Origin of the sequence: uncultured Sneathiella sp., from assembly GCF_963976355.1 — a bacterium.
GTDB lineage: Bacteria > Pseudomonadota > Alphaproteobacteria > Sneathiellales > Sneathiellaceae > Sneathiella.
In genome coordinates this window covers 599,729-612,054 of the sequence record NZ_CAXBKA010000001.1, presented here as the reverse complement: position 1 = coordinate 612,054, position 12,326 = coordinate 599,729, and the positions used below count along the sequence as shown (strand labels likewise).

At 53.8% G+C, this 12,326-nt stretch carries 9 protein-coding genes; 3 read left to right on the top strand and 6 right to left on the bottom strand.

The annotated features are described in order from the left end of the window. Positions 1-193: 193 nt before the first annotated feature. Entirely contained in the window at positions 194-2,374 is a 2,181-nt protein-coding gene (locus AAC599_RS02940) for a primosomal protein N' (RefSeq protein WP_340148905.1), read from the bottom strand. 65 nt (positions 2,375-2,439) lie between these two features. Between AAC599_RS02940 and fsa the strand changes: the two genes are divergently transcribed. From fsa to AAC599_RS02925, 3 genes are read left to right on the top strand one after another with little or no spacing between them, the layout of a single operon-like run. Then, positions 2,440-3,099, top strand: a complete 660-nt coding sequence (gene fsa / locus AAC599_RS02935) for a fructose-6-phosphate aldolase (protein WP_340148904.1) — start codon at positions 2,440-2,442, stop codon at positions 3,097-3,099. A 23-nt stretch (positions 3,100-3,122) separates the two neighbouring features. Continuing rightward, positions 3,123-3,851 carry a DUF484 family protein gene (locus AAC599_RS02930; protein ID WP_340148903.1) on the top strand — a complete coding sequence of 243 codons (729 nt, stop codon included), beginning with the start codon at positions 3,123-3,125 and terminating at the stop codon, positions 3,849-3,851. 2 nt (positions 3,852-3,853) lie between these two features. After that, positions 3,854-4,771, top strand: coding sequence for a tyrosine recombinase XerC (locus AAC599_RS02925; RefSeq protein WP_340148902.1), 918 nt, complete (start codon positions 3,854-3,856; stop codon positions 4,769-4,771). Between the two features lie 7 nt (positions 4,772-4,778). On the opposite strand, the gene AAC599_RS02920 is transcribed toward AAC599_RS02925, so the two are convergent. The 5 genes from AAC599_RS02920 to AAC599_RS02900 form a co-directional block, all read right to left on the bottom strand. Beyond that, positions 4,779-5,918, bottom strand: coding sequence for an MFS transporter (locus AAC599_RS02920; protein ID WP_340148901.1), 1,140 nt, complete (start codon positions 5,916-5,918; stop codon positions 4,779-4,781). 69 nt (positions 5,919-5,987) lie between these two features. Continuing rightward, positions 5,988-6,587, bottom strand: coding sequence for a glutathione S-transferase N-terminal domain-containing protein (locus tag AAC599_RS02915; protein WP_340148900.1), 600 nt, complete (start codon positions 6,585-6,587; stop codon positions 5,988-5,990). Between the two features lie 87 nt (positions 6,588-6,674). Beyond that, positions 6,675-8,078 (bottom strand): dihydrolipoyl dehydrogenase, encoded by a 1,404-nt coding sequence (gene lpdA / locus AAC599_RS02910; RefSeq protein WP_340148899.1) that lies wholly within the window; start codon positions 8,076-8,078, stop codon positions 6,675-6,677. A 27-nt stretch (positions 8,079-8,105) separates the two neighbouring features. Then, positions 8,106-9,392: a 2-oxoglutarate dehydrogenase complex dihydrolipoyllysine-residue succinyltransferase gene (gene odhB, locus AAC599_RS02905; protein ID WP_340148898.1), complete on the bottom strand. Its 1,287-nt coding sequence runs from the start codon at positions 9,390-9,392 to the stop codon at positions 8,106-8,108. A 9-nt stretch (positions 9,393-9,401) separates the two neighbouring features. Then, entirely contained in the window at positions 9,402-12,290 is a 2,889-nt protein-coding gene (locus AAC599_RS02900) for a 2-oxoglutarate dehydrogenase E1 component (RefSeq protein ID WP_340148897.1), read from the bottom strand. Positions 12,291-12,326: the final 36 nt, after the last annotated feature.

The window sequence follows — 12,326 nt, the reverse complement described above, 5'->3', positions numbered from 1 at the left end:
CCAGGCCTGAAAATAATGACGCGAAACGCGTCAGACTAAAATGAATTCCCCCTCTGCATGGCGACCTTTTCGGGCCCCCATCGTTGAGGCACCGGGTTATTAGCACAGTGAATTCCGGGTGGCAATATGCTGCACGCCAGTTTATTCACCAAATTTCCCTATTTGCGTCTTTCAGACCGCAAAAAAGACATTTCTACATAAAATTATACGGATCGATATCTATCTGCAGCCTGATATTGTTGGGCACCTTGCGTCCCTGCAGCCATTTTCCGATAACAGACTGGATATTGATATCTTTTGTGCATTTCACCAGAAAGCGATACCGATGGCGGCCCCGTATCATGGAAAGCGGCGCCGGTGCCGGGCCCAGGACCGTTATTTTCTCACCCATCGGCGCCCGCCGCGCCAGTTCATTCGCAAAACCGGCCACTGATTCGGCTTGCACGCCTGAGAGAATCAACGCTGCCAGTCTCCCATAGGGAGGCATTCCGGCATTCTCCCGTCCGGCCGCTTCCAATGCGAAAAAATCGGAACTTTTTTGGTGAACAATTGCCTCAATCACCGGATGCTCCGGCAGATAGGATTGCAGCAAGACCCTCCCCAAAAGAGATTCGCGTCCGGCCCGACCGGTCACCTGCGAGAGCAACTGATAGGTCCTTTCCGCGGCCCGAAGGTCCCCACCCGCAAGCCCGAGGTCCGCATCAATTATTCCAACCAGCATAAGATTCGGGAAATGATATCCCTTGGCGACCATCTGGGTGCCGATCAGTATTTCGATTTCTCCCCGCTCCATTGCGCCAACAAACTCTGCCGCCGCGCGCGGACTTGAAACCGTATCGCTCGCCATCATTGCAATCTTGCGGCCCGGGAACAGGATTTCAGCTTCTTCCGATAACCGCTCGACGCCCGGCCCGCAGGCTTTAAAGCTTCCTTCAGCACCGCATTCGCTGCAGCTTGTCGGTAAATTCGTGGTGTAACCGCAATGGTGACATTGCAGGCGGTTCGTAAGCCTGTGTTCTACGAGCCATGCACTACAGTTCGGACATTGCAGCCGGTGACCACAGGTATCGCAAAGGGTTAGGGGAGCATAACCACGTCGATTGAGGAAAAGCATTACCTGCTGCCCCTGAGCAAGTGCCTCTTCCACCGCAAGCCTGAGAGGCTCCGATATCCAGCGTTGCGAGCCGGGGGGGTGTTGTCTCAAATCGACAACCTTCACATCCGGCAAGGCCGCGCCGCCATAGCGTGACGCAAGTTTAATATGCTTGTATTTTCCTATTTGAGCGTTCATCAGGCTTTCCAGCGACGGCGTGGCCGACGCGAGAACAACCGGTAAGCCTCCAATCTTCCCGCGCACGACTGCCATGTCACGGGCGTTATAAGGCACCCCTTCATCCTGCTTAAATGAGGCTTCATGCTCTTCATCGACAACGATCAGTCCGAGATTCTTGAAGGGCAGGAAAAGGGCAGAACGGGCGCCGACGACGATATCCACGCGGCCTTCTATGACAGCGCGCCAGTTTCGGCGACGCTCCGACTGACTAAGGTCCGAATGCCATTCCACTGGCCGGGTGCCAAAACGGTCTTCAAATCGCGTGAGCCATTGTGCCGTCAGGGCGATCTCGGGAAGTAATACAAGCGCCTGTCGACCGGCTTTGAGACTGGCGGCAATTGCCTCGAAATAGACCTCCGTCTTGCCGGAGCCGGTAACGCCATCAAGTAATGACACTGCGAATGCATTTTGCTCTACATCTGATATAAGGATGTTCGCGGCCTCTGCCTGATCCGGAGAGAGCTCAAATACTGCGTGTTGCCAATCTGCCGAAGGAATGGGAGCCTCTGACGGCAGATCAACTGCCTCCAGCACGCCTTTTTCTGCAAGTCCTTTGACAACTGATGTACTAACCCCGGCGATCGCAGCAAAGTCACTCGCGGTCTGCGTTCCACCTTCCATCGCTATATCCAGAACGCGCTTGCGGGCGGCAGTTATTTTGTCCGGCATTTCACCCGTGAACCGATACCCGGTTCGCGGCGCCTTGGGATAAAGGGCTTCCGGGACACTCATTGCCATCCTCAGTATCCGGCCCCTGCGCTGCATAGTATATTGGGCAACCCAGTCAACGAATTCCCGGCTCTCTGCTGGCAGTCTCTCGACTGGCAGAACCGCCTGAATGTCTTTCATTCGATCTTCGGTAAGGACTGAATCTGTCGCCTCTTCCCAGACAACCCCCGTCACTTCCCGATGGCCCAGCGGGACTGTCACAAAGTCCCCTGTTTCAACGTTGAGGGAAGCAGGCGTTCGATAATCATAGACGTCTCCGATTGAGAGAGGGAGAAGAACACGAACACGGCGATGTTTAATTGTACTGCTCATATCTATGCGATAGACTATTCTGACATTTCGAACCAGTCGTTAGCGTTAGGATTTAAAGTTTACTCATGAAATTTTTTGTTGATACAGCGGATACTGAAGAAATCCGCGAGCTTGCCGATACGGGCCTCCTTGACGGCGTGACAACCAATCCGTCACTTGTTGCCAAAACCGGCCGGGACTTCTTCACTGTTATACAGGAGATTTGCAGTCTTATCGATGGCCCGGTCAGCGCCGAAGTTGCAGCAACGGACTTCAAGACCATGCTGGAAGAAGGAAAAAAGCTCGCCGGTCTTGCCGACAATGTGGCCGTGAAGGTTCCGCTCACCATGGCAGGATTGAAAACCTGCGCTGAATTGAGCCGCGCAGGCACTCAGGTAAATGTCACTCTCTGTTTTTCTGCGGCGCAGGCAATCCTTGCCGCCAAGGCCGGGGCGGCATTTGTCTCGCCCTTCGTCGGCCGGCTGGACGATATCGGTCAGACAGGCATGGATTTGATAGGGGATATTGTTCAGATTTATGACAACTACGCAGATTTAAAGACGGAAGTCCTCGTCGCCTCCATCCGCAATCCGACACATATTGTCGAAGCGGCATTGCTGGGCGCGGATGTCTGTACTATTCCACCGCAAGTCCTCAAGCAACTCGTTTCCCATCCTTTAACGGATAAGGGACTTGCTGCATTCCTTGCGGATTGGGAGAAGTCCGGTCAGACCATTCTCGGATAACAGTTAATGTGTGAGTAGATTTCGTGGCAAAAAAATCAGGCAAACCAGTTAAAGAAACTGCAGACAACGCCAACCCTTCCTTGAGTGAGGAGGAGGTCAGGAACTGGCTGATCAAGAACCCTGATTTCCTGAACAACAATGCAGACCTGCTGACGATGGTCCTGCCGCCTGAACGGATATCAGGGGATGGCGTCGTCGATATGCAGTCCTTTCTCGTCAGCCGTCTGCAAAAAGAAGTGACTCATCTGACAGTACTGCAGGATGACTTTGTTGAGGCTGCCCGAAACAACATACATACCCAGGATATGGTTCATGCCTCTATCCAGGCGATTCTGCATGCGACAAGCCTTGCCCATTTCGTCCATATCATGACCCAGGATCTGCCCGAATTGCTGGAAATCGATGTCATAACGCTGTGTATTGAAGATGGGCCCGTCAAACTGCCGGACATAACCGGTCTACAACGCCTGAAATCGGGCAGTATCAATCGCGCGCCCTGGCATGGCCGGAATATAATACTGCGGCCACAGGCCCCCAAATCAAAGGCCGTTTTTGGCCCCGCGAAAGATCTCGTCCATTCAGATGCACTGATCAGGCTCGACGTTCCGTCGCTCCACACGCAGGCGATGGTCGCCTTTGGCAGTCGGCAGGAAGGGCATTTTCATGAAGAGCAGGCAACAGATCTGCTCCGGTTTCTTGCCAATTGCATGCAGGCATGCCTGCAAATGTGGCTGGAGCAGAAGCCGGCCTAATTATGGTTAGCCAACCGCCACTTGCCCGCATTCTTGACGACTGGATCGATTGGCTTGTTCATGAGAAGAAGGCAAGCCGCCATACTGTCGAAGCATATGAGCGAGACCTTCGGGATTTTCTGGCTTTTTTGGCCGGCCATATCGGCAGCGAACCAGATGTTGATAGCCTCGCTGATTTGCGGACAGCAGATTTCAGAGCCTATCTCGCGCATCGACGGCAGGAAGGATTAAGCGCAACGTCGCTCCGCCGGGTGCTATCCTCGATCCGCAGCTTTTTCAAACGTCAGGAACGCAACGACCTTCTGCACAACCCTTATCTTAAAACCCTGCGTACCCCGAAGGCGGGCACACGCCTTCCCCGGCCCCTTCCCGAAGTCGATACACAGAAACTTCTTGAGGATAAAATAAATCCGCAGGAAGCAAACTGGATCAGATATCGTGATCTGGCTGTCCTTACCCTGCTTTATGGCTGCGGCCTTCGGATCGGGGAAGCGCTCTCGCTAAATTTCGGAGACAGACCTGTTTCAGACAGCATGACGCTGATCGGCAAAGGTAACAAGGAGCGTATGGTTCCGGTCCTGCCCGCCGTCCGCGAAGCTATTCACCTCTATATGAAGGAGTGCCCCTTTTCTCTCAGTGATACCGATCCGCTTTTCGTCGGAAAAAGAGGGAAGAGGCTGACGGCTCGCGCCATTCAACTTAAAATGCAAACCCTTCGGCGAAACCTCGGGCTTCCGGAAACGGCTACTCCTCATGCATTGCGGCACAGCTTTGCAAGCCATTTGCTGGCGGGTGGGAGTGACCTCCGCTCCATTCAGGAGCTGCTCGGTCATGCTTCTCTCTCGTCAACACAACGCTACACGGATCTGGATACGGAAAAGCTGCTGGCAATGTATGACCAGACCCACCCCAAAAGTTGAATTCGCCCTATCGGTTTCGCGTCAGGCGCAACGCAAATGGTCCCAACAGGGTGATCGCTCCCATGGATATGAACATCAGGCCCCAGCCTAGAGTAGACCCCGGTCCTCCTGCCTGATCCAGGACAATACCGGCGACAACCGGACCAATCATGCCGCCACCAAAGCCGAGAAAACTATGTACTGCCATCGTCGCCCCGCGAAGATCCGCGGGCGCACTTCCAACAGCACCGGCTGTAATTGATGATGAGTCCGCCGTAATCATCACGCCATACAGCGCCGCCATTGCGACTACGAAAACAAACGGCATATGAGCGGTAAATCCAACCGTAAAGGAAAAGAAAAGGCAAATAATCATGACAAGGGTGATCGATCGTTGCCGACCGATCCTGAGCGATAACTCATTGCCCAGCACGCTGGAGGGCAACCCCAGGAATACGGCCGCGGCAGTAATAGCCGAAACGTCCATCCATGCCGGTGCATCGGTAAGGGCATGGGAATAGGCCAGAAAGGCGAGCATAAAGGACCGCATCGCCACCAGTTCCCAAGTATGGCACACATAGGCTAGGATATAACCCATGCTGAAACGGTTGGTAACCACCGGCGCATAGTTGAATATCTGCGACCATGGCCGCTGTGCCGTCATCTGTCTCGGGACGGTCGACAGCAGGATAATGATGATCGCGATGGGCGGCCCTGCGATTGTTGAGACCAGCGCCATTTCCCACCCGAACCAGAGATCAACCTGTCCGACAAGAAGAAAGGATATCGCGGAGCCTGTCGAAAAACACGCCGTGTAAAACGCGATCGCTCGGGACTGATCCCCATCCGGCAGCCGGTCGGTAAGCAATTTAAGGCCCGGCATATATGTACAGCCAAGGCCCGCCCCGGAAATAAAGCGCCATGGCAAGGCGGAAAGGAAACCATCGGCGTAAAAAGCGAAGCCATAAGCGCCTACGAACGCCATAAAACACCCGATCAGAAATATCCGGCGCGCATCGATGCGATCCGTCATGGAGGTGACGACCGGTCCAACGAGCGTGAAGCCGAAGAAAAAGGCAGCATTGACCCAGCCGGCATCTTCACCGGACAGGTTCCAATGATCAAAGAAGAAGGGGGTTAAGGCCGGAAAAGACGCAAAGGTTGACATGGCCACAATTTCCGCAATGCAGAGCGCCACTGTCAGCCGGGGTCCGGAAGACGGTACCCGCCACATATGTTAGGCGGGAGCTGTCTGTGCCAGGGACGGTCTTGCCGAGAATTTTTCATACCATGCGGCCAGTTTCGGGCGGTTATTTCGCCATTGCTCAGCTCCAAACCGGAAGTCGTGATACCCGAGCGCGCACCCAACCGCGATTGTTCCAATGTTCACTGTATCACCGTAACCGTCCGCCTGCTTTTCCATCTCATCAAGACAGCGTTCCATTGCGAGCTTCAGTCGGTTATTCCAGCTAGGGGAGCCCTCACCCTCGGGCATGATGCTGTCAACCCGCCGCTGATAGGCTGCATCCGTCATTCCGTTTGCCATGGCATGAAGCGTGAGCACTCTGGCACGCTCCAACCCTTCTGTCGGGAAAAGAGACGGGCCGCTACCAACGCTGTCGAGATACTCACAGATGACAAAGGAATCGAAAAGAACATCACCGGTATCCAGCGTCAGGCTTGGAACTTTACCGAGCGGATTGGCAGGATTGATACCCTTGAACATATCACTATGGTCCGAATCGACTATCTCAATCTCGTCCATAAGATGTTTCTCAATCGCTGTGATTCTGACCTTGCGAACGAAGGGGGACAGGGCGCTGTAACAGAGCTTCATGACGTCTCCTTTGGGGAACTGGCCACATAAAAAAAGAGGGGCGGAAAATTTCCGCCCCTTCATTGTGCTAGCCTTATACGAAAAACGTCAACTGTTTATTGTGCGTCCCGCCACCGCAAGGGCGGCTTCCTTGACAGCTTCATTCAGGGTCGGATGCGCATGACAGGTGCGGGCCAAATCTTCGGCAGAGGCGCCAAACTCGATTGCCAACACACATTCAGAAATGATTGTGCCGGCATCCGGTCCGATAATATGAACGCCGAGAATTTTATCGGTTTTCTTGTCCGCAAGAATTTTGACGAAACCGTCCGTAAACCCGTTTGCACGGGCGCGACTGTTGGCCATAAAAGGCACTTTGCCAACATTATATTCAGTGCCCGCATCCTTAAGCTGCTCTTCGGTTTTGCCAACGGTCGCAACTTCCGGCCAGGTATAGATGACGCCCGGAATGGCATCGTAATTGATGTGTGGTTTTTGCCCGGCCAGCTTTTCGACGCACACAACGCCTTCGTCTTCTGCCTTATGCGCGAGCATTGGCCCTTCAATAACGTCACCAATGGCATAGATACCGTTAACGCTGGATTTGAAATTCTTGTCTACGACAATCCGGCCTGCCTTGTCGGTTTCGATACCCAGATCATCAAGTCCCAGCCCCTCCGTATAGGGGCGGCGGCCGATCGCGACCAGAACCACATCAGCTTTAAGGGTTTCCTCATCTCCACCTTTCGCGGGTTCCATAGTCAATGTGACAGTGGTCTTGGTCTTTTTCGCGCCTGTCACCTTCTTGCCAAGCATGAAATTTATGCCCTGCTTCTTCATGATCCGCTGAGTGTTTTTGGCGACTTCATTATCTGTTCCCGGAAGGATACGGTCCAGAAACTCAATCACTGTGACGTCGGCCCCAAGCCTGCGCCAGACGGTTCCAAGCTCCAGGCCGATAACGCCTGCACCGATCACAACAAGCTTTTTCGGCACTTTCGGCAATTCCAATGCCCCCGTTGAGGACACGATCTGCTTCTCATCAATCTCCACATTCGGAAGCGGCATTACATCAGAGCCGGTAGCGATCAGAATATTTTTTGCTTTAAGAGTCTGCGCTTCATCTCCGCTTACCTCAATGCGTCCACCGCCCTCAAGCGTGGCAGTTCCCTTCACGTAGGTCACCTTGTTCTTTTTGAACAGAAACTCGATCCCCTGCGTCAGGCCATCGACCGTGGCTTCTTTCTGGCCCATCATTTTCTTCAGGTCCAGTTTTAGGGTTCCTGTCGAAATCCCGCGGTCTTCAAAGCTATGCTGCGCCTCCTCAAACAACTCGGACGACTGCAGAAGTGCCTTCGATGGAATACAGCCGACATTCAGGCATACGCCGCCCAGCTTCCCGCGCTTTTCAACACAGACCGTTTTCATCCCGAGCTGAGCCGCGCGAATTGCCGCCGTGTAACCGCCCGGACCGCCGCCTACCACGACAAGATCAAAAGTTTCGTCGCTCATCTTATGCCTCGTTTCGAATTAGTATGATCAAAGGTCCAGCAGCAGCCGTTGCGGATCTTCCAATGCGTCTTTTACACGCACCAGGAAGGTGACAGCTTCCTTGCCGTCGATAATCCGGTGATCATATGTTAATGCCAGGTACATCATTGGACGGATCTTGACTTCACCTTTGACGACCATGGGCCGTTCCTGAATTTTGTGCATACCGAGCACGCCTGCCTGTGGCGGGTTCAGGATAGGCGATGACATAAGTGACCCGTATACACCACCATTTGTAATCGTGAATGTTCCGCCCTGCATGTCAGCCATGCTGAGTTTCCCGTCGCGGGCCTTCTTGCCGAGTTCCGCAATGCCTTTTTCGACATCCGCGAACCCGAGCTTGTCCGCGTCGCGCAATACCGGCACGACGAGGCCGGAGTCCGTCCCGACCGCAATACCCATATTGTAGTAGTTCTTGTAAACCAGATCGTCACCGTCGATTTCCGCATTCACCGCCGGGGTTTCCTGAAGTGCCGCGATACAGGCTTTGGTAAAGAAGGACATAAAGCCCAGTTTGACACCGTGCTTCTTCAGGAACAGATCTTTATATTGCGACCGGAGGTCCAGCATAGCCGTCATATCCACCTCATTATAGGTGGTCAGCATCGCTGCCGTGTTCTGGGCATCTTTCAATCTTGCGGCAATACTCTTGCGAAGCCGCGACATCTTCACGCGCTCTTCGCGGTCTTCCTCGGCACGCGGGCCGGAAGGAGTGGCGGGGGCCTCTGCAGTAGCGGGCTTCGGCGCCTCCTTCGGAGTGGAAGCCGCCGCGGACTTACCACCGTTCTCCAGCGCTTCCAGAACATCCCCTTTGGTGATCCGTCCGTCCTTGCCCGTGCCCGTAATTTGATCGGCATCCAGTCCTTTTTCATCAATGAGTTTTTGTGCCGCAGGTAACACGTCTACCGTGGCAGAGCCCGAGGATGGCTTTTCTGGTTCAGCTTCCGGTTCGGGTGATGCTTGCGCGGCCGATTCCGGCTTTTCCTTGGGCTCTTCTTTGGATTCTTCCTTAGTGGATTTGGAAGCGATCCCTCCGGCGCCTTCTGCCAAATGCCCGAGCAGCGCACCGACTTCTACATCCTCGCCCTCGGCGACGATAATCTCGTCAAGTCGGCCTGCTTCTGCCGCATTTACCTCGAGCGTGACCTTATCAGTTTCCAGTTCCAGGAGCGGCTCGTCCTTCTCAACGGCATCGCCAACACTTTTAAACCACTGTCCGACCGTTGCTTCAGTTACAGATTCACCGAGTGTGGGCACGCGAATTTCAACCGTCATCTTGATTTCCTATTCCGATTTCACGCCGAGGGCGTCATCTACCAATGCGTTTTGTTGAAGAACATGCTTTTTCAAAAGTCCCGTCGCCGTTGATGCAGACGCAGCACGGCCTGCGTATCTTGGGCGCTTGACTTTCTTCATTTTCAAATTCTCAAAGACTTTTTCCAGATGCGGTTCGACAAATGTCCAGGCGCCCATGTTCTGGGGCTCTTCCTGACACCAGACAACCTCCTCTACATGTCGGAAATTCTTCATCTCCTCTTCAAGGGCCTGGTAAGGGAACGGGTAAAGCTGTTCCAGCCGCAAGAAATATGTATCTTTCAGTCCCAGTTCTTCCCGCCGCGCATGCAGGTCATAGTAAACCTTGCCGGAGCACAGAACGACGCGCTTCACATCCTTGTCGGTGCACAACTTCTCGTTGTCATACAGCACGCGATGGAAGGTTGAACCATCCGCCATATCCTCCAATGTGGATACGGCCAATTTATGCCGCAGGAGGGATTTCGGTGTCATGACAACAAGCGGTTTACGGAACTTGCGATGAATCTGACGGCGCAGCACATGGAAGTAGTTCGCCGGCGTCGTACAGTTCACGACCTGCCAGTTATCTTCGGCGGATTGCTGCAGATACCGTTCAAGCCGGGCGGAAGAATGCTCCGGCCCTTGACCCTCATAACCATGCGGCAGCAACATCACCAGACCACTCATACGGAGCCATTTGGATTCACCGCTGGAAATAAACTGATCAATGATCACCTGAGCGCCATTGGCAAAGTCGCCAAACTGCGCTTCCCACAGAACCAGCGCATTCGGTTCCGCCAGTGAGTATCCGTATTCGTACCCGAGAACCGCAGCTTCAGAGAGCAGGCTGTCAATAACCTCAAAATGGGCTTGTTCTCCACCCAGATTGTCGAGCGGAATATAGCGGTCTTCGGTCACCTGATCGACAATGACCGAGTGACGCTGGGAGAAAGTGCCCCGCCCGCAATCCTGCCCGGACAGGCGCACCGGCACTTTTTCTTTCAGAAGCGATCCAAACGCCAGCGCCTCGGCTGTTGCCCAATCGATATTCTTACCGGTATCGATCATCTTTTTCTTGGCTTTCAAAACACGCTGGAGCGTCCGGTGCACGTTATGGCTGTCCGGAATATCCGTGAGCTTCGCACCAATCGCTTTTAATTCATCAATCGGTACGCTGGTCGTCCCGCGACGTGCGCCTTCATCGGCACGTTCAAAACCCTGCCAGCGACCTTCAAACCAGTCGGCTTTGTTCGGCTTGAAGCTGTTTGACGTCTCAAACTGCTTTTCAAGATAGTCCTTGAAGTCTGCAATCATGCGCTCGACTTCTTTTTCCGAGAGCACGCCCTCCGCAATCAGCTTTTTGGCGTAAATCTGCATAGTTGTCGGATGCTGGGCAATCGTCCGGTACATTAACGGCTGCGTGAAGGCCGGTTCATCACCCTCGTTATGACCATGTCGGCGGTAGCAGAACATGTCGATAACCACATCGATCTGGAACAACTGCCGGAACTCCGTCGCGATTTTCGCAACATGGCAGACTGCTTCCGGATCATCACCGTTCACATGGAAGATCGGCGCCTGGACCATCTTGCCCACGTCTGACGGATACGGGCTGGAGCGTGAGTATTTCGGGCTCGTGGTGAAGCCGATCTGGTTATTGACGACGAAATGGATCGTGCCGGACGTCCGGTATCCTTTGAGTTCCGACAGGCCAAAGCATTCCGCAACGATCCCCTGTCCCGCAAAAGCGGCATCACCATGCATCAGTAATGGCATCACCTTGCCGCCGACATCAGGTCCGATCTGGGCCTGTTTTGCCCGCGCCTTACCCAGCACTACCGGGTTCACCGCCTCAAGATGGGACGGGTTAGCCGTCAGTGACAAATGTACTTTATTGCCGTCGAATTCCCGATCCGATGACGTGCCCAAATGGTATTTAACGTCGCCGGAACCCTCAACATCCTCGGGGTTGGCCGGCGTTCCCTGAAATTCGGAGAAGACTGCCCGAAAAGGCTTGGCCATGACATTCGTCAGAACATTGAGGCGTCCGCGATGAGGCATTCCGAGAACAATTTCCTGAACGCCCAGCTGACCACCGCGTTTGATAATCCCTTCCATCGCAGGAATAAGTGATTCACCCCCGTCAAGACCGAAACGCTTGGTGCCGGTGTATTTGACATTGAGAAATTGCTCGAAACCTTCTGTTTCGATCAATTTGCTGAGGATAGCAATCTTGCCTTCCTTGGTGAAGGAAACCTCTTTATGGCGACCTTCGATCCGTTCTTGAATCCAGGCTTTCTGGTCGGGCTCCTGAATATGCATAAACTCGACACCGATGGTCGAGCAGTAGGTCCGCTTGACGATGGCGAGGATTTCTCGAATGCTGCCTGTTTCGAGACCGAGGACGTTATCGAGAAAAATCTGACGGTCCCAGTCTTTTTCCGTGAAGCCATATGTAGCCGGGTTCAGCTCCGGATGCTCTTTCGGTATTTCAAGGCCGAGCGGATCGAGGTTGGCCCTCAAATGCCCTCTTACGCGATAGGACCGGATCAGCATCAGGGCGCGGATCGTATCAATGGCGGCAGTCCTTACATCAATTTGCGAGGCACCGGATTTTTCCGCCTTCTTCGTTGCGCGGTTGGCTGCATCCCCGAGAATTTCATACTCATCTTCCGGCTCCAGTCCATTGGAAGGTGTCCAGGGAGCCCCGCGGGCTTCGGCGACAATGGTTTCTACATCATCACCAAGGGATTGGAAATACTGGCGCCAACTGTCATCAACGGAATTGGGATCGTCGAGATAGCGCGCGTAAAGGTTCTCCATAAATCCGGCGTTGGATCCAAAGAGGAAAGAAGAATTATCCAGCTGTTGCGACATTTTAAGTAATCGGGCGGGACCGGCCCGCCCCCTTTA